A 19,068-nucleotide genomic window follows, 5' to 3' on the forward strand; every position below is an offset into this window, starting at 1 on the left:
TGCACATTGTTATTCCATTCGCACATCATTTTTTCCGGAATTTTCCTCATATTTACTGTCTGACCTCTTAACTTATTGCCATGAAGAAATTATACCTTCTTGTATTTCTTTTTATTCCGTTTGTTACCATTGCTCAAAACGCAGATTCCGCCTGGTTTGTAAATAATTACATCAAAAAGGAAGTGAGCATCCCTGTGCGTGACGGCATTAAACTGTTTACATCCATTTATGCACCGAAAGATCAATCAGAAAAACATCCAATCCTTATCACCCGCACGCCCTATTCTTGCTCGCCGTACGGTAAGGAATACCGCCAATTTTGGCGGAGCTTTATGATGAAATATTTAAGAGAGGACTATGTTTTAGTGATCCAGGACATCCGTGGCAGGTGGATGAGCGAAGGCAGGTTTGAAGTAGTACGCCCTTTTAATCCCGATAAAAAAACAAATAAAGATATTGACGAAGCCAGCGATACTTATGATACAATTGACTGGCTGGTAAAAAACGTGGAGAATAACAACGGGAATGTAGGCGTAGCCGGAATTTCGTTCCCCGGCTTTTTTGCAACAGAGGCTGCACTGAGCGGGCATCCTGCACTTAAAGCCGTTAGTCCGCAGGCGCCGGTAACCGATAGGTTTTTTGGTGATGATGACCATCACAATGGTGTTTTATTTTTGATGGATGCCTTTGACTTTCATGTTGGTTATGGCTTTAGTCAGCCGCATCCGCAGCCAAGCACAAAACCAGCAAAAACATTTGATATTCCGGGCAACGACAATTACGCTTATTATTTAAAAATGGGTGCACTGCCCAATTTTACCAAAGTAACCGGCGACAGCCTGGAGTTTTGGGATAATATGATGAAACACCCGAACCTTGATGTCTGGTGGAAGGCGCGGGATACGCGGTCGGGTATCAAAAACGTTAAACCTGCTATGCTGGTTGTTGGCGGTTTGTTTGATGCGGAGGATGGTTATGGCGCATGGCATACCTATGATGCATTAGTTAAGCAAAGCCCGGCAACCACAAGCAAACTGGTAATCGGGCCCTGGTATCATGGTCAGTGGGCCAGCAAGGACGGCACCCATTTGGGCAACATTATGTTTTATAATAATACAGCCGAATGGTACCAAAATAATATAGAGATGCCATGGTTTAATTATTACCTGAAAGGCAAAGGTTCGCTTGATAGCATTAGCAAGGCAACCATATTTTTCTCAGGCGAAAACAAATGGCGGAGGTTTAAAGAATGGCCATCGCCCAATATCATCCCAACTCCGTTATACCTTGAGCAGGATGGGAAATTATCATTTGATAAAACCGGAAAAACCGGGTTTGATACGTATATCAGCGACCCGGCTAAACCGGTGCCTTATGCCGACCAGGTGCATTTTAACCGCACCCGAGAATACATGACGGACGATCAACGTTTTGCAGCCCGCCGCACAGATGTGCTGGTTTTTGAAACAGATACCTTAACCCATGATATTACATTAGGCGGCCCCTTAGTTGCCGACCTGATGGTGAGCATCTCAAAAACCGATGCGGATTTTGTAGTAAAACTTATCGATGTTTTACCTGAAGGAGCTCCAAGAAACCCGGTTACCCGGTACCCAATGGGTGGTTACCAGATGCTGGTTCGCGGTGATATTATGCGTGGCAGGTATCGCAACAGTTTTTCAAGCCCCGAGGCTTTTGTGCCCGGCAAACCAACACAGGTAAAATTCACATTGCCAGATGTGGCACACACCTTTAAAAAAGGCCACCGTATTATGGTGCAGGTGCAAAGCAGCTGGTTCCCGCTGGCAGATCGTAATCCGCAGCAGTTCATAGATATTTATCATGCTAAGGATTCAGATTTTGTAAAGGAAACCATTAATATTTTTCACGATCAGTCAAAGCTGATCCTGCCAGTTTTGAAATAAATATCTAAGATTTACGAAGTCTTTAAGACTTCGTAAATCTGTTATTCCACAATATTAAAATTGTAACGATGAAAAAATTATACTTCCTCCTGATCTTCTTTTTCCCAATAATCAGCTTTGCCCAAAATGCTGATTCAGTTTGGTTTGTAAACAACTACACCAAAAAGGAACTCACTATCCCCATGCGCGATGGTGTAAAATTGTTCATTTCGGCCTACCTGCCAAAAGATAATTCAGAAAAGCACCCGATATTAATGGAACGCACACCGTATTCATGTGCCCCGTACGGCAAAGACCAATACCGCCCGTTTTGGGTAAACCATCTCATCCAATATTGTAAAAAGGGATACATCATGGTGATTACCGATGTAAGAGGAAGATGGATGAGCGAAGGGCAATACATGGATGTGCGCCCGTTCAATTTCAACAAAAAAACCAATAAGGATATTGACGAAGCCAGCGATACCTATGATACGATAGACTGGATGGTGAAAAACCTTGAAAATAATAATGGTAAAGTAGGAGTATTCGGAATTTCTTACCCAGGCTTTTATTCAACTATGGCATCATTGAGCGGTCACCCGGCTTTAAAAGCTGTGAGTCCTGAGGCACCGGTAACAGATTGGTTTGTAGGCGATGATTTTCACCATAACGGGGCCTTTTTCCAGATGGATGCTTTTGCCTTTTATGCAGGCTTTGGCTTTGGTGCGCCACATCCAAAACCAACGACTGTGGCGGCCAAAACATTTGATTATCCCGATCATGACAGCTACTCATTTTACCTGAATGTGGGTGCATTACCAAATCTTACCAAACTGGCGGGCGATAGCCTGGTGTTCTGGAACCAGATGATGAACCACCCTAACCGCGATGATTTTTGGATGGCCCGGAACGCAAGGGTTGGGATTAAAAATGTTAAACCCGCAATGCTGGTTGTAGGCGGAATTTTTGATGCGGAGGATTGTTTTGGCGCATGGAACACTTACCAGGCCATTGACAAACAAAGCCCCGAAACAAACAATCGCCTGGTAATGGGCCCCTGGTATCATGAGCAATGGCGCAATAATGATGGCACACATTTAGGTAATGTGCAATGGGACAACAATACCAGTAAGTACTATGCAGATAATATCGAGATCCCGTTTTTTGAGTATTATTTGCGCGGACAAGGTTCGGTTGATAATATCAGCAAAGCCACTGTATTTTTTACCGGCGAGAACAAATGGCATCAGCTTAAACAGTGGCCTCCTGCCGAAGTGCAGCCAACCAACCTATACCTGGAACAAAAAGGCAAATTGTCGTTTGATGCCATAAGTACTTTAGCGCCATCGTTTGATAGCTATGTGAGCGACCCTTCAAAGCCTGTTCCCTACACCGAAGATGTGCACTTTAACCGCACCCGAAATTACATGACCGATGACCAGCGCTTTGCCTCGCGCCGCCCTGATGTGCTGGTATACGAAACAGGTGCTTTGGATAAAGACATTACTTTAGGCGGTCCCGTAGTTGCTGATCTGCTGGTAGGCATCTCAAATACCGACGCCGATTTTGTGGTAAAGCTGATAGATGTATTCCCTGACAGTGCCGGCTATAATGATGTTGATATTTATGCGGAAACTGACGCTACAAGCAAGGTACCTATGGGTGGCTACCAGATGCTGGTACGCGCCGAAATTATGCGCGGCAGGTATCGCATCAGCTATTCAAACCCAGAGGCTTTTGTGCCAAATAAACCAACCGAAGTAAAATATACTATGCCTGATGTTGCCCATACTTTTAAAAAAGGCCACAAAATTATGGTACAGGTACAAAGCAGTTGGTTCCCGCTGGTTGATCGTAACCCACAACAGTTTATTGATATCTATCATGCAAAAGATGAGGATTTTTTAAAGGAAACCATCAATATTTATCATAACCAATCGAAGATTATTTTGCCGGTTTTGAAGTAAATTTTAGCGTCAAGATTCCTCCATGTCATTGCGAGTAGCTATCAATGGGGTCGCTGAAAAAGATAAAGAATGACGTTGGTTTGTCTGGGATATAGCAGCTTTGTAAAAAACGAGGCAAGCTACATAACCCGACAATCCATTGGTGCCTTCCGAGCCCGACTGCGAGTTTGGGACTGCCACTCTTTGAAAAAGATATTATAGGGAACCATCCTTAAGGGCTGGTTCACCATGCTTTTAAGCTTAAACATCCATTAAGAGGGACAGAGCTTGCCAAGTTTTTATAAAAAAAAGAACGATGAGCAAAGCTATCAAAAACAAGAAGAAAAAAACATCTGGAAAAGATGCGGGTAAAAAGCTGGAACGTTTTGGGTTGATCCACCCCCCATTCAGCAGGGATTGATGTAGGGAGTATGCTGATGGTAGTATCCTATGCCGATCAGCAAGGTATTACCCACCTGCGGGAGTTCGACAGCTTCACCCAAAGCCTTTACCTTTTGGCAGAATTATTACAGGAGCATGGCGTTGAAAAGGTAGCAATGGAAGCCACGGGGCCTTATTGGCAGGCATTGTACGGTATACTGGAAAGCTATGGGATGGAAATGATATTGGTTAACCCCAGTCACTACAGGAATGTGGCCGGCCGGAAAACCGATATCAATGATGCGGGGTGGCTTCACCAGTTATTAGCTCATGGCCTGTTAAGAAACTCTCATATCGCTCCGGAACTAAACCGGGAGCTCAGGCATTATCTTCATGAAAGGGATATTTATAAAAAGCAAAAAAGCGATACCCTGAACCGGATTCAAAAAGCGCTTACGCTGATGAACGTTAAAACGCAGCACCTTATAAGTGATATAGAGGGTGTAGCAGGAATGAAACTGCTGGATGCGATCTGTTCCGGCATACATGAACCAGATCAGTTATTGAAAGTTATTTACTCCAAACAGTTAAAAGCCAGTCCTGAAGACCTGCTTAGTTCATTAAAAGGGAATTACCAGGAGCAATATATCAATGTACTTTCTCTGACATTGAAGACCTATAACTTTTTTAGGGATCAGATGCAGGCATATGAAACATATATTGAAAGGACACTCGGGAAGATGCTGGCCTATGATCCCACTCCAATAGAAAAGAAAAAGAGCCTGGTGAGAAAGAACCAATACAGCATCAACCTGAAAGGTTATCTGCAGGCAATTTTTGGAACAGATCTTACAGAAGTAGAAGGCCTGGATGAGATAAACCTGCTGATGATCCTTGCAGTAACCGGAACAAATATGAAGAAATGGCCCTCCTCCGGGCACTTTATAAGCTGGCTTAACCTTTCACCCCGACCCAAAATATCAGGAGGGAAAGTCATTGGCTATGAAAAGCGGTTCACCAATAATCCTGCGACCCAAGCCTTTCGGATGGCCGCAAACAGCTTATGGCAAAGCAAGGGGCCAATGGGACAACAATACCGGAGACTGGCAGCAACCAAAGGAGCAGCGAAAGCGATAAAAGCAGTAGCCAGAAAGATTGCCGTTATCTTTTACAACCTTGTGCTCAAAAAAGAAGCCTATGATCCAGCCAGAATACAGCCGGATATAGAGAAACAAACAGCAAGAGAAGTTGCCCGGCTGCAAAAAAAGTTAGCCAAATTGGGATATATCACGCAAAAGGCAGCCTGATTATGAGCAACTTCCAAATACGTCATTATAAGGTACGAAGCAATCGCATGCTATACAGAGCGAACAGAAAAGTGTAGATCTTGCGCTGGCGGTTGTGCACGGCGTGCGGTTGCCACGCTGCGCTCGCAATGACATGTTTTATATAGCTTTGAATCAAATGTTTAAAGCCAAATCCACCCTGTATTACTTCGTTACTAAGAATCATTCTAAATAAATCTCTAAAAAAGCTTTGTTTTTAAATTCGTCAGTTATACATTTGCCACATTATTTATAATTAGTCTAAATAAAAACAAATGAATAAACTTCACTTATCTTTAAAGCATTTACTCACCATTTCTCTCCTTCTTATTTTAACTTCTGTTGCATTTGGCCAGCAAAAGGGAATCATAACCGGCATTATCGTCACTCAAAAAAATGAGCCCGCCGAAAACGTTTCGATCAGCCTGAAAGGCACCAGTTACGGGATAGTAACAGATGAAGAAGGAAAATATACTTTCAAGGTCGCTGCCGGAGAATACATATTGGTAGTATCGCATGTTGGCCTTAAAAATCAGGAAGTACAGGTAACTGCTCAACCGGGCAAAACAACAACTATAGCTGCTATTACGGTTAATATTAATACCAATTCATTAGAGGAAGTAAGCATCAATGCTAACAGGACTAATAAGTTCAACCGTAAAAAAAGCAATGATGTTGCTAAAATGCCCTTAGAGAACCTGGAGAATCCACAGGTTTACACATCGGTAAGTAAGGAGCTTTTACGGGAGCAGGGAATTTTCTCTGCCGATGATGCCATTAAAAATTCGCCCGGGATTACCAAACTATGGTCGGCTACAGGCCGTGTAGGTGATGGTGGCGCTTACTTTTCATTAAGAGGCTTCCCGGTACAAACAACTATGAGAAATGGTATTTCCGGCAATGTTACAAACACCATTGATGCCGCCAATTTAGAAAAATTAGAAGTTATAAAAGGCCCTTCGGGTACGCTTTATGGTGGCAGCTTGATCTCCTATGGTGGTTTAATAAACCGGGTTACCAAAAAGCCTTTTGAAACACAAGGCGGAGAGATTACTTACTCTGCTGGCGGCTATAATATGAACCGGGTAAGCGTTGACTATAATACACCGCTTGATTCTTCAAAAAAAGCATTGTTCCGCATCAATTCTGCATATAACAACAGCAACACCTTCCAGGATAACGGTTTCAACAAAAGCTTTGTATTCGATCCAAGCTTTTCGTATAAAGCGAATGACCGCTTAACTTTATCTTTTGATGCGGAAATAAGCCACGGGAGCGGCACTACGCCGGTTATGTATTTCTTTAATACAACAGTTGCCGCTTTGGGTGTTAACCGCGCCAACCTGTTAAATTTAGATTACAGAAGAGCCTATCAAAGTAACGACCTGGTTCAGACATCGGATAATGCAAATTTTTTTGCGCAGGCCGACTACAAGATCTCCGAGAGCTGGAAATCACAAACAAACTTGAGTGCAACAAACAGCAGCGCGACTGGTTATGAGGCTTATTTTTACCTGATCCCCGGTAACAACGCTTTATCCCGCAATGTTTGGAGCGTTGATGGGAACAGCAATACCTTCCAGATTCAGCAAAACTTCATCGGCGATTTTAAGATCGGCGGTTTAAGAAACAGGTTAGTTGCAGGCCTCGACTTTTTGAGCCAGAGCGCAAATTCAAGATACCTGGATCCAAATTCAGGCTCTGATTCATTTGATGTGATCAATACTTTAGGCCCTATCCCCAAGTATAATAACTTTAACAAAGCCAAAGTCGATTCACTTTTTGCAAATGCACCGGTATCTGTAACCGCAAATCGTTACCATAACTATATATACAGCGCCTTTGCTTCTGACGTGCTGAACATAACCGATAACTTTTTGGCAATGGTAAGCTTAAGGGTTGATCACTTTACCACAAAGCCCATCAATAATGTGGTTACAGGTACTACTACACTTGGGTTCGATCAAACCACTGTATCACCTAAATTGGGATTGGTTTACCAACTGATAAAAGATAAGGTTTCAGTATTTGGCAATTATATGAACGGTTTCTCAAACCCGGGCTATAACCTGGCTTATGATGCAGCAACAAATTCAAACGTAAACAAGCTGTTTAAATCTGAACAGGCTAACCAGTTTGAAGGCGGCGTTAAGCTTGATCTTTTTGATGGCAAGCTAAGCACTACTGTTAGTTATTACGATATCAGCGTAAAAAACAAAATAAGGCCTGATGCCAATCATGCCAATGCAAGCATACAGGATGGCACTCAAAAAAGCAAAGGTATTGAGGCCGAAGTTATAGCTAACCCCTTTAGCGGTTTTAATATTATCGCCGGCTATTCGCACAATAACAGCCTGATGGAAAAATCATCAGCCTATGATAATGGTCGCAGACCGCAAACTGCCGGTCCGGTAAACTCAGCAAACTTTTGGGTAAGCTATGCTTTAACCCATGGCGAAGCTAAAGGACTTGGACTTGGCTTTGGAGGAAACTATGCAAGTGATAACCAGGTGATCAACAACTCTTATAACGGCGTGTTCACCTTACCTGCTTATACTGTTTTAAATACGGGTGTATTTTTTAACCGCGAGAAATACCGCCTGGCAATTAATGTAAACAACTTAACCAACAGGGAATACTGGGTAGGGTGGACCACCGTTAATCCGCAAATGCTAAGGCAGGTAATCGGCACCATAGCTTACAAGTTTTAAAGATGTCGAAATTTAAAAAGGCAATACTTTTTATGCATCGCTGGCTCGGTTTTATAACCGGGCTGGTGGTGTTTATTGTAAGCATTACCGGCTGTATCTTCTGTTTCCAGGATGAGATCCAGGATTCTATCCACAATTACCGGAAGGTTGAGGTACAAAACAAGCCTTACCTGGCGCCATCTGTTTTAAAACAAACCGCATTAAAACAGCACCCGGGTGCTGGGGTAAATTATATTTATTATTATGGTAAAGATCGCCCTGCGGCAGTAATAACCAATCACTCCACACAGGGTTTGCAATTTGTTTACATAAACCCGTATACAGGCATAATTACGCACACCGAGGATCCGCAGCGCAACTTTTTTATTATTGTAGAGTATATTCACCTCTATCTTTTATTGCCGGCAAAAATTGGAGCATTAATAGTTGGCATATCCGTTATCATTTTTGTTTTAATAATGATAACCGGTATAGTGCTCTGGTGGCCAAAACGCAAAAGCGACCGCAAACGCAGCTTTACCATAAAATGGAACGGTCGCTGGCGCAGAGTAAATTACGACCTGCATAACGTACTTGGTTTTTATGCAACAAGTATTACCATTATACTGGCTATAACAGGTTTATCCATTGCTTTTGACTGGATGCGGGATGGGATTTATGCTACGGCCAATTTAGGTAAAAGCTATGCCGCTGAAAAGATAATTCCCAAATCCGATTCACTATTAAAATCGGCCATAATAAACAAGCCGGTAATTGACCAGGCATTTCTTGTGGCCCAAAACAAATCGCCGCAGGCACAAATGTTTTTGATTTATTACGATGATGCGGTAGCCGGTACAGTAGGGGTAACGGCCTATGCCAAAACACTGCATTATTATAACAGCGATAGCTACACTTTTGATAAGTATACCGGAAAGCTGCTACAATTTTTGCCCCAGACAAAAAAAAGCCCCGGCATGAAAATGAATGAGATGAATTACGATATCCATGTAGGGCAGATCCTGGGCCTTACCGGCAAGATCATCGCTTTTTTAACAAGCCTCATCTGTGCTACCTTACCCATAACAGGTTTTATCATCTGGTGGGGAAAACGCAAAAAATCAAAGAAGAGTAAACCAAGGCAAGTAATGCACCGCAAGCTGGAAAAGCAGCTGGCGAGGTAAATACTTTCAAACTTATGAAGTTTTGAAAACTTCGTAAGTTTTATCGACACTTTTCTACCTAATCTCGGATCTCCAGCCTATAACCACTATCTCTCTTTCATCGCTTTTTCAATAGCTTTTTGCGCCAATGGTTCCATCATCTTATAGCCTTCAAGGGTTGGATGCACACCATCTTTTGCAAGGTTGGCCGGTAAGCCCTTTTCATTATCTACCATGGCTGAATAATAATCAAGGTATACAACATTATTTTTATCTGCATATGCCTTTAACATTTGATTAAGGCTGATCACTTTTTCGGTAGGGATAATTGATTGCCGCCATGGGAATCTATTAGCAGGCAATATGGATGAGATCACCACTTTAATACGGTTTGCCTTTGCCAGCTCAGCCATGGAAACAATGTTGCCAAAAGTATCCTCCGGCTTAGTAGGGCCATTGTTTTGGGCAATATCATTTATACCGGCAAGTATTACTACCACTTTAGGTTGCAAATTGATCACGTCCTCGCGAAAACGCACCAGCATTTGCCCGGTGGTTTGTCCGCTTATCCCACGGTTGATGTATGAATTACTTTTAAAAAATGTAGAATCATTATTGATCCAGAAATCAGTAATGGAATCGCCCATATATATAACACGGTTTTCGCCATTGGCGGGAGGCGGGGTCTTGCCGTTCTGATCAGCATATCTCCCAATGCCGGGCCAATCCTGCGGTTGAGGTTTTGGAGCAACTTTTGGCTTTAGCAATCCCTGCAGATCCAGCCAGTCGCCAAAGCGGTCAATCCAGGTATCGGTAGGGATATTTTGTTTACGTAAACCAAAACCATGACCGCCCTTTTCATAAATATGCAGTTCGGCCACATGCTTTGATGCCAGCCATTTTGAATAAAGGTCAGCGCTGTGCGAGGCCAGCCCCAGCTCATCATTAGTTGCGGCACAAATAAACATGGGTGGCGCATCCCCAGCAATGCTGCCCTGTAATGCAGGTGGCATATAGGCATATATTGGCGCCACAAAATCAGGGCGATTATCAGCAGTATAGTTAAATGCACTTGAAGCCGCAACGGTGCCACCCGCCGAAAATCCGATTATTCCTACTTTATTGGTGGATACGCCATAATCAGCAGCGTGAGCCCTAACATATTTAATTGCTTCCTTACCGTCGGCAACAGAAAAAGGAATAATTGCCTTAATTTTATCAACGAAGTCACTTTTCTTCATGTTTTCGGTCAGCTCTTGTCCGGGGTTATCAGTTAGGCTTTGTGCCAGCCTGTATTTCAAAATAAATGCGGCAACTCCTTTTTTATTGAGCCAGCGCGCCACCTCTACACCCTCGTCTTTCATTCCCAGGATATAAAAACCACCTCCGGGGCATACTATTACGGCTGTTCCCGTGGCTATTGCAGGGTCGGGCAAATAAGCAGTTAAAGTGGGGTGCGAAACATTGTAAACAATTGAATAAGGGGTGTTGACTTCCTTCTCATTATAGGCCCAGTTTTCAGACCCCGGAGCTGCTCCGTTATACAATTGAATTACTTTTTGCTGTGCCCCGGCACCAATTGCAAAGAGTATTATAAATGTTGTAAATAGTAGCTTATTCATAGTTGGTTATTTTAATTAAATGTAAAGTTTATCTGCTAAAAAAGAAATTTTTAGGGTTTGCGATATAAAAACCGGAAATTGTAAATAATAAATAAAAAAAAATTAAACCATTTAATCTTAACGTGGTCAAACTTTTTTACTGTACTGCAAAAAGTATAACAAAATACATAGATATGACCCCAACCTATGCAAAATGTTCTCCTGTTATGCTATATAACCATGTGATTCTTTTATTCATGTTTCCCGTTTTTTTGCAAGCATGCACAAGCAATAAAAAGATCTATAATAGTGACTGTGATGTTAATATCACCTTTAAAAAGATAGGGTTTACCCAACTGATAGACAGCATTGAAGATTATGATGAGCAATATGTTGAGGTATCGGGCACTTATAAGGAAGCAAAGGAACAATCGGCTTTGTATAATGACAGTCTATTTGTTGATCATTCAAACAAGCATGCTTTGTGGATAAATTTTAGCCAGGATTGTCCATTATATTTAAAAGGCACACGTACCGGTTTATTTGAGGCTAGTGACGGCGGATTTACCCCTATGAATAATAAAAAGATAACTATCCGGGGTAAGATCAATCTGCATAATACCGGTCATCTCGGCCTTTACAAAGGAGCTATCGACAGGGTTAGCTCTGTTGAATTGTAATAGTTAAATCTCCAGCTGTAAACCATCATAAGCAAGCTCAATTCCTCGTGGCAGCTCTTTGGCTATGTCATGGTGTTTGCCAAGGCGATGGCTGATATGTGTTAAATAAGTTTTTTCAGCACCTATTTCTTTAGCAAACGCCACGGCTTCATCCAATGTGAAATGTGAAATATGGTTTTCCTTTTGCAAGGCGTTGATCACTAATATTTTACTGCCTCTTATTTTTTCCTTCTCCTCATCCGATACTGTTTTTGCATCGGTAATGTAGGTGAAATCATTTACCCTGAAACCCTGCACCGGCAATTTATAGTGCAAAACCTCAACAGGGGTAAAGGTTATGTGCCCAATATCGAATGGCTCAGCACCAATGATGTGCAGGTTTAGCTGGGGGATGCCGGGATATTTAAATTCCTCAAAAATATAATAGAACTCGCGTTTAAGCGCTGCTTGCACCCGCAAGTCGGCATAAACATCAACAGGGCCTTTTTGCCGGTAGTTAAACGCACGGATATCATCAAGCCCGGCAATGTGATCTTTATGTTCATGGGTGAAAACAATGGCATCAAGGCGCTGCACATTAGCCCTCAGCATCTGTTGCCGAAAATCGGGACCCGAATCAACAACAATAACTTTACCTTTATCTTCAATTAGAATAGAAGTGCGTAAACGGGCATCCCGCGCATCAGCCGATGTGCAAACTTCACAGTTGCAGGCAATAACAGGTACGCCCTGCGAGGTCCCGGTTCCTAAAAAAGTTATTGTCACAGTTCCAGTTTCATTTGTTTAAGCTGCTGATGAAAAGCAATTTGTTTTTCATCCAGCAAATTATAATCCATTTCCAGATCCCGGGCCAGCTCGCTGATAGCAAGTATTTTACTTTCCAGGCCCGAAAATTTATTTACTACTATTATTTTGCTGTTTTGCAGCAAGCAGGCTCCTGTTTTGAAATTACCTTTCTCATACCGCACCCTATAGCCGGCAGTTCTAAGCAACAATTCCAGTTTTTCGAGCGTATGATTGGTTACAGTAAGCATCAGTTTCAAAAATAGGAAGAATAGATGTGAGAAATGGGATTTGAGATAAGAGATTTTTAATTAATTACAAAAAGGCACACATTATACTTTATAAATTTTTTTAAGAACTATCTCTCTTGATATTAATAATTATCTATATTGTACATTATTTCTCCTCATTAACCTTAAACGATTTTATTAAATTATGGACCAAAGCTCAAATCGCTTTCTTTCGCTCGATGTGTTTCGGGGGATGACAATTTGTTTTATGATAATTGTAAACACACCCGGCAGCGGCGCGGCGTCTTTTGCCCCGCTTGAACATGCTGCCTGGTTTGGCTTTACACCTACCGACCTGGTTTTTCCTTCTTTTTTATTTGCTGTAGGTAATGCCATGAGCTTTGCCATGAAAAAGTTTGCGGGTCAGAGTAATTCATCGGTTGTCTGGAAGATCGTAAAGCGAACTGCACTGATCTTTTTGTTTGGGTATTTAATGTCGTGGTTCCCGTTTGTGCAGCATACGGCAAGCGGCTGGGGATTATCGCCATTAAGCCATACCCGCATCCTGGGCGTTTTACAGCGGATTGCGCTGTGTTATATGTTTGCTTCGCTGATGATCCATTTTATAAAATCAACAACAACAATTGTTGTTATAAGTATATTGCTTTTATTCGGTTACTGGTTCCTGCTGCTTATTTTTGGCGATCATGCCAACCCCTATGGTATGCTAACCAACGCAGGCACATATCTTGATAAATTTGTATTGGGCGATAATCACCTCTATCACGGCGAAGGCGTAGCCTTTGATCCCGAAGGCTTCCTGAGCACCCTGCCATCTATTGTGAATGTTATCTGCGGATATTTTGCCGGCAGGTATATCCAGGAAAAAGGTAAACGTTATGAAACAATTGCAAAACTGATGATGTGGGGTGCGCTTTTCATTTTTATAGCACTCTGCTGGAACATGACATTCCCTATCTCCAAAAAACTATGGTCAAGTCCGTTTACACTGTTAACAGTTGGTCTTGATCTGATCATTATTTCAACATTGATCTATATAATTGAGATCCGCGAATGGAACAAGGCTAACTGGACAGCATTTTTTACCACCGTAGGTAAAAATCCATTGCCGGTTTATCTTTTTTCAGAACTTTTTATAGTGATCCTCTGGATGATAAAGATAACGCCCACCAGCGATGCCGTCAGCTGGATCAACAATGTGTTTTTCCAGGTAATAGCCCCGGGCGCAATTGGCTCGCTATTGTTCGCGATATTTTATATGCTGATCTGTTGGACATTTGGGAAGATATTGGATAAGAACAAGATCTATTTGAGGCTATAATTGGGTTGATTAAGTTGATTGGGTTGGATTGAGTTGATTTGGTTAAATGTGACTACTATATTGTCCCCGGGTCTCTTGGAGAGGGATCTGCGCCGCGTGCTAAGTATACGATTGACTATATACGTTGACATGGCTTTTTACAAACCCCAACGCAGGGTCCGCGATGCGAGACCCTGCTGAGACAAAACCTACAATCATGAAAAAACTAATCATCTTTTCGTTCCTCATCAGTTTTGCTATGGGTGTTAGTGCCCAGCAAACAAAAACTTTTGCCGAACGCCTGGGCTGGCCAAAAGGAGCCAGGGTGCTGATATTGCATGTGGACGATGCGGGCATGTCGCACGATTCAAACGAGGGTGCTGAAATGGCCTTGAGCAAAGGGGTATCTACATCAACAAGTGTAATGATGCCCTGCGCCTGGGTATCTGACTTTAAAAAATACCTTGATAAAAATCCAAACACTGATGCCGGCTTACACCTAACCCTAACCTCTGAGTGGGACAATTACCGCTGGGGACCGCTTGCGGGCAAAGAAGCTGTGCCGGGCCTAACCGATAAAGAAGGTTGTTTATATGCATCAGTAGCGGCCGTGTATTTCAGGGCTAAGCCTGAAGAGATAGATAAGGAGATCCGAGCTCAGCTTGACCGTGCTTTAAGCATGGGCTTTAAGCCAACGCACCTTGATTCGCACATGGGAACGTTGTTTGCAAAAGACGCATTTATGGAGAAATATTTAAAGCTGGGGATTGAAAAACAGATCCCCGTGATGTTTCCCGGCGGCGATGATATTTTTTATAGATCGGAAGCTAAGGCTGCGGCAATTGCGGATTTAAAAAAGCAGGGAAAATACATAGAAGGGATGGTTATTCCAGAAGCGACTGCATTAGGCAAGGCAAGAGAAGTAGGGGAGATGCTTTGGAAAAATGGCTTACCCGTGCTTGATGATCTTCACAATTCCAGCTATGACTGGAATATGCCCGACATTAATAAAAAGACCGATGCCCAGATCCAAAAATGGTACACCGATCATTATATTGAAAGTATCGGCAGGCTGAGCCCCGGCTTAACCATGGTGATTATGCACTGCACCAATCCATCACCAACATTTAAATATATTTCAGATACCGGCCAAAAACGCAAAGGTGACCTGCTGGCCATGACCGATCTGCGTTTACGCAAGTTTTTAAAGGACAAAGGATTTATTTTAACCACCTGGAGAGAAGTAATGGAGCGGAGGGTTAAGGTGGGGAACGCGGAATAATAATTTTTAATAATAACCATGTCATTGCGAGGTACGAAGCAATCGCGAACTATACAGGGCGAATTGAAAGGTGTAGAACCTGCCTGGTGGTTTTGCTTGCGTGCGGTTGCCATGCTGTCGCTCGCAATGACATAAGGGTTCAGAGGTTTTCGACCTCTACCGAAGGTCAACCACCTCAACGCCTTTATGCGCTTTGGGGTCAAAAGTGAAAACGTTATCAGCAACAGCTACATTAGGCACAAAAGTTTTTAGCGTGTAAGTGTATCTATTCCCATTCTTATCAAATATCAGTGCGCTGTAAATCTGTTTTTTAGCCTTATCAATTTCCAGTCGTACTTTAAAAAACGATTTTTTATCATCTTCGGGGGTAAGGTCTATTTCCTGGTAAATAGTACCGCCCATTTTCTTTTCGCCGGTGTATATGTATTTGTAACCATGCTCATAAATGGTAAATATTTTGGCCGGGTTAAGGCCCTCGCCGCTGTTATCTACATTGCTTACCTGCACTTCGTTATCTTTTTTTAGGTAGGTCCACTGTGTTTTACCATCGCTGATGATCTCCTGTGCAACATCCGGCTTCCCGGTTGTTTGAGGGCTATACAGCGTAACCTTAAACTTATTGCTTTTTGAACGGGCGATAAGGGTGCCGCTTTGGGTTTCTTTAACGCCGGCCTGCTGGTTGTCAAGCGTAAACACAAAGTCGGTTTTTACGGCATCGTACAGTCTGTATTTGGCACTTACCTTGCTTAAAATAGCTTTGGCATCAGCGTCTTTTTGTGCAAAGGAATAACTTACACTTAGGATGGTTAGTAGTGAAAATATAAGCAGTTTCTTCATTGTTGGTTTCATATTCCGGATAATTATCCGCTTTGTATTAGATAGTTATTTTAAAAAATGTTTCACCTATAACGGATAAACCTCTTTACAGGTACATCAAATTATATAGTATTAAGAGCAATGGTTTACACAAAGGTTTAATTATTGCTTTTTTGAAGTGATTCGAGGTGTCGTTCCAGGCTGTACTCATCAGGATATAAAACATCGCGGGCTTTGCTGCCTTCAAAAGGCCCCACTATACCGGCTGCTTCCAGCTGATCAATTATCCGGCCTGCGCGGTTGTAGCCCAGTTTCATTTTACGCTGGATGAGCGAGGTTGAGCCTTGCTGATGCAATACGATCAGGCGTGCCGCATCCTCAAACATTGGATCGCGGTTATCTGGATCAAATTCTTTGGCGCTGCTGCTTTCTCCTTCGCCAACATATTCCGGCAGTAACATGGCCGAGGCATAGCCACGCTGGTTTCCAATAAAGTCAGAGATGCGTTCAACTTCGTGCGTATCAACAAACGCGCATTGCAAGCGGATCAGGTCACTGCCGGTTGACAGCAGCATATCTCCGCGGCCGATCAATTGATCGGCACCGCCGCTATCCAATATGGTACGCGAATCTATTTTTGACAATACCCTGAAAGCCAACCTCGACGGGAAGTTGGCTTTTATGGTACCTGTAATAATATTTACAGAAGGCCTTTGTGTTGCAATTACCAGGTGAATACCTACCGCACGGGCCAACTGTGCGATACGTGCAATTGGTACTTCAACTTCTTTACCTGCCGTCATCATCAAATCGGCAAACTCATCAATTACCAGCACAATAAATGGCAGGTAACGGTGTTTTTCGGGGTCGCTTATTTTACGATGTACAAATTTCTCGTTATACTCTTTAAGGTTCCGCACCTGTGCATCCTTTAACAGGTCATACCGCTGGTCCATCTCTATACACAAAGAGTTTAGCGTATTAACCACCTTTTTTGTATCGGTAATAATGGCGTCAGCCTCATCAGGAAGCTTAGCCAAAAAGTGTCTTTCAATCTTTCGGAAAAGTGTTAGCTCCACCTTTTTAGGGTCAACCAATACAAATTTAAGCTCGGCGGGGTGCTTTTTATATAACAGCGAAACCAATATGGCATTAATACCAACCGACTTACCCTGCCCCGTGGCACCGGCAACAAGCAAGTGAGGCATCTTGGCCAAATCGGCAATAAATACTTCATTGCTGATGGTTTTACCCAGCGCAATCGGCAGGTCCATTGTAGTGTTCTGGAATTTTTCGGTAGATAATACCGAACGCATCGACACCATTTCGGGATGTTGATTCGGCACTTCAATACCTATAGTCCCCTTACCCGGCATTGGTGCAATAATACGGATGCCTAAGGCAGCCAGGCTTAGTGCAATATCATCCTCCAGGTTCTTGATCTTGGAGATCCGAACTCCCGGGGCCGGGATAATTTCGTACAAGGTTACTGTTGGCCCTATGGTCGCCTTTATTTTATCTATCTCGATATTATAATGGTTCAGCGTTTCAACGATCTTGTTTTTGTTGGCTTCTAATTCGTCTGAGTTAACGCTTATTTTGTTTGATCCGTAGTTTTCCAGCAGGTCAAGCGGCGGATATTTATACGATGCAAGCTCTAGTGTATGGTCATATTTACCAAATTGCTCAAGCAGGCTTTCAGCCTTTTTGTCATCGTCAGTTTTCTCAATATTTAAAACAGGGGTGGGCCTGGTAAGGCCAACAGTTAGCGGAATTTCATTCTCCTCTTCTGCCTCATCGCTTTTTGATGAGTCAGGCGTTAATATAACGGGTTCATGAAATACAGGGTTTTGTACAAATTCCTGTTGCTTAAGCGGTTCAGGATTTACGGTTTTCTCCGAACTATCCCTCTGCCTGTTTGCGCGGCCCGGCCATTCAACAGGTAACGAAATTTCCTCGTCTTCCAAATCAGCCGGTTCAGGCACAATATCGCCAACTGCACCTGTTGCTACAGTTTTCGGACTGCGTTTTGGGATCTTAAAGTCGATGTTGTAAGCTATCACCAATATAGCTAAGCCCAGAAATAGGAGTATGCCAGCCGTGCCTGCCTGCCCTATCTGCGCATCAAGCAAACGGTTTGTATAAAGACCGAACCCTCCCTCGAGGTAATTTGGCGTATCAGCTATAAATGCATGAAAAAAGCCTATCGTTACTGAAATAAACACTAAAAAGAAAAAGCTATATGCAAGAGCTTTACTTAGAGGAACCAGGCGTACCTTAAACAGCATGCGATATCCGCTTACAAAAAATAAGAATACAAATACAAACGATGCCAAGCCAAACCACTCGTAAATAAATTGATTGGATGTTAGCGCACCTAATTTGCCGGCCCAGTTATCAACAACAGGGCTAGTAACATGATTTTCCATTAGCTCCTGCGTGGTGCGGAACAGGTTGTGCCAGCCGCCATTTGCAGCCGAAACATAGCTTTGATCTTCCTGCCAGGTAAACAGGTATGATGTGAATGCCACAAGAAAGTATACCGACAGCAACAGTAAAAATAAACCGGCTATCTTTATTATTTTGCTGTTCAGCAAGTCGGACGAACCTAATCTATCCTCCCTCTGCTTTATAGGGCGCTCCCTTTCAACTTTTTGTGCTGGCTGGCGGGGCTGATTTTCTTGCTTGAAACTATTTGATTTAAACTGATTTCCTTTTACCGGCATCCTGATGTAACCCTGATATTGTGCAAATATAAAGTTAATAGATTAAACAACTTATTTAGCCGGATTTTTTAATTAAAAATCATTCATGGAATGAACCGGTTTAATATTAATTGTTTTAAAACCTTGTGTAACAAAAATGATAGGAAACGGTTTTAACTTTCCATCAGCTTTTTCGTACTAGGGGATTGTTTTTTATTTGAATACTCCACTAAGATAA

Annotated in this window: 13 protein-coding genes; 8 read left to right on the forward strand and 5 right to left on the reverse strand. The window is 42.6% G+C overall.

The window, feature by feature from the left end; all coding sequences use genetic code 11:
* Positions 1-80: 80 nt before the first annotated feature.
* The 5 genes from BUE31_RS18325 (at position 81) to BUE31_RS18345 (ending at position 9,433) form a co-directional block, all read left to right on the forward strand.
* Positions 81-1,925: a CocE/NonD family hydrolase gene (locus tag BUE31_RS18325; protein ID WP_073405288.1), complete on the forward strand. Its 1,845-nt coding sequence runs from the start codon at positions 81-83 to the stop codon at positions 1,923-1,925.
* Positions 1,926-1,993: 68 nt separating this feature from the next.
* Positions 1,994-3,874, forward strand: a complete 1,881-nt coding sequence (locus BUE31_RS18330) for a CocE/NonD family hydrolase (protein ID WP_073405289.1) — start codon at positions 1,994-1,996, stop codon at positions 3,872-3,874.
* Between the two features lie 410 nt (positions 3,875-4,284).
* A complete protein-coding gene (locus BUE31_RS18335; RefSeq protein ID WP_143167171.1) occupies positions 4,285-5,541 on the forward strand; it encodes an IS110 family RNA-guided transposase in 1,257 nt (418 codons plus the stop codon).
* Between the two features lie 293 nt (positions 5,542-5,834).
* Positions 5,835-8,270 (forward strand): TonB-dependent receptor, encoded by a 2,436-nt coding sequence (locus BUE31_RS18340; RefSeq protein WP_073405290.1) that lies wholly within the window; start codon positions 5,835-5,837, stop codon positions 8,268-8,270.
* Between the two features lie 2 nt (positions 8,271-8,272).
* Positions 8,273-9,433, forward strand: coding sequence for a PepSY-associated TM helix domain-containing protein (locus BUE31_RS18345; RefSeq protein WP_073405291.1), 1,161 nt, complete (start codon positions 8,273-8,275; stop codon positions 9,431-9,433).
* Between the two features lie 86 nt (positions 9,434-9,519).
* On the opposite strand, the gene BUE31_RS18350 is transcribed toward BUE31_RS18345, so the two are convergent.
* Complete coding sequence (locus BUE31_RS18350; RefSeq protein WP_073405292.1) at positions 9,520-11,034, reverse strand: GDSL-type esterase/lipase family protein; 1,515 nt, start codon at positions 11,032-11,034, stop codon at positions 9,520-9,522.
* 236 nt (positions 11,035-11,270) lie between these two features.
* Here BUE31_RS18350 and BUE31_RS18355 point away from each other — a divergent pair, with 236 nt between their 5' ends.
* Positions 11,271-11,693, forward strand: coding sequence for a hypothetical protein (locus tag BUE31_RS18355; protein ID WP_234997857.1), 423 nt, complete (start codon positions 11,271-11,273; stop codon positions 11,691-11,693).
* 3 nt (positions 11,694-11,696) lie between these two features.
* Here the strand turns inward: BUE31_RS18355 and BUE31_RS18360 are convergent, their stop codons facing one another.
* On the reverse strand, positions 11,697-12,458 hold the full coding sequence (locus BUE31_RS18360) for an MBL fold metallo-hydrolase (protein WP_073405294.1): 762 nt from the start codon (positions 12,456-12,458) through the stop codon (positions 11,697-11,699).
* On the reverse strand, positions 12,455-12,727 hold the full coding sequence (locus tag BUE31_RS18365) for a hypothetical protein (RefSeq protein ID WP_073405295.1): 273 nt from the start codon (positions 12,725-12,727) through the stop codon (positions 12,455-12,457). Before BUE31_RS18365 ends, BUE31_RS18360 begins: the two co-directional genes overlap by 4 nt.
* 184 nt (positions 12,728-12,911) lie before the next feature.
* Between BUE31_RS18365 and BUE31_RS18370 the strand changes: the two genes are divergently transcribed.
* Together BUE31_RS18370 and BUE31_RS18375 are read left to right on the forward strand one after the other, a co-directional pair.
* Positions 12,912-14,048: an acyltransferase family protein gene (locus BUE31_RS18370; protein ID WP_073405296.1), complete on the forward strand. Its 1,137-nt coding sequence runs from the start codon at positions 12,912-12,914 to the stop codon at positions 14,046-14,048.
* 196 nt (positions 14,049-14,244) lie between these two features.
* Positions 14,245-15,309, forward strand: coding sequence for a polysaccharide deacetylase family protein (locus BUE31_RS18375; protein ID WP_073405551.1), 1,065 nt, complete (start codon positions 14,245-14,247; stop codon positions 15,307-15,309).
* A gap of 156 nt (positions 15,310-15,465) precedes the next feature.
* Here the strand turns inward: BUE31_RS18375 and BUE31_RS18380 are convergent, their stop codons facing one another.
* Positions 15,466-16,146, reverse strand: a complete 681-nt coding sequence (locus BUE31_RS18380) for an outer membrane lipoprotein periplasmic chaperone LolA1 (RefSeq protein WP_073405297.1) — start codon at positions 16,144-16,146, stop codon at positions 15,466-15,468.
* Between the two features lie 137 nt (positions 16,147-16,283).
* A complete protein-coding gene (locus BUE31_RS18385) occupies positions 16,284-18,851 on the reverse strand; it encodes an FtsK/SpoIIIE family DNA translocase (protein WP_073405298.1) in 2,568 nt (855 codons plus the stop codon).
* Positions 18,852-19,068 lie beyond the last annotated feature (217 nt).

Origin of the sequence: Mucilaginibacter sp. OK098, assembly GCF_900142915.1 — a bacterium.
Classification (GTDB): Bacteria; Bacteroidota; Bacteroidia; order Sphingobacteriales; family Sphingobacteriaceae; genus Mucilaginibacter.

Coding starts and splice junctions, on each gene's coding strand:
- BUE31_RS18345 (WP_073405291.1), top strand. CDS start 8,273: ATGTCGAAATTTAAAAAGGCAATACTTTTTATGCATCGCTGGCTCGGT.
- BUE31_RS18375 (WP_073405551.1), top strand. CDS start 14,245: ATGAAAAAACTAATCATCTTTTCGTTCCTCATCAGTTTTGCTATGGGT.
- BUE31_RS18335 (WP_143167171.1), top strand. CDS start 4,285: ATGCTGATGGTAGTATCCTATGCCGATCAGCAAGGTATTACCCACCTG.
- BUE31_RS18355 (WP_234997857.1), top strand. CDS start 11,271: ATGTTTCCCGTTTTTTTGCAAGCATGCACAAGCAATAAAAAGATCTAT.
- BUE31_RS18385 (WP_073405298.1), bottom strand. CDS start 18,851: ATGCCGGTAAAAGGAAATCAGTTTAAATCAAATAGTTTCAAGCAAGAA.
- BUE31_RS18340 (WP_073405290.1), top strand. CDS start 5,835: ATGAATAAACTTCACTTATCTTTAAAGCATTTACTCACCATTTCTCTC.
- BUE31_RS18370 (WP_073405296.1), top strand. CDS start 12,912: ATGGACCAAAGCTCAAATCGCTTTCTTTCGCTCGATGTGTTTCGGGGG.
- BUE31_RS18325 (WP_073405288.1), top strand. CDS start 81: ATGAAGAAATTATACCTTCTTGTATTTCTTTTTATTCCGTTTGTTACC.
- BUE31_RS18365 (WP_073405295.1), bottom strand. CDS start 12,727: ATGCTTACTGTAACCAATCATACGCTCGAAAAACTGGAATTGTTGCTT.
- BUE31_RS18330 (WP_073405289.1), top strand. CDS start 1,994: ATGAAAAAATTATACTTCCTCCTGATCTTCTTTTTCCCAATAATCAGC.
- BUE31_RS18380 (WP_073405297.1), bottom strand. CDS start 16,146: ATGAAGAAACTGCTTATATTTTCACTACTAACCATCCTAAGTGTAAGT.
- BUE31_RS18350 (WP_073405292.1), bottom strand. CDS start 11,034: ATGAATAAGCTACTATTTACAACATTTATAATACTCTTTGCAATTGGT.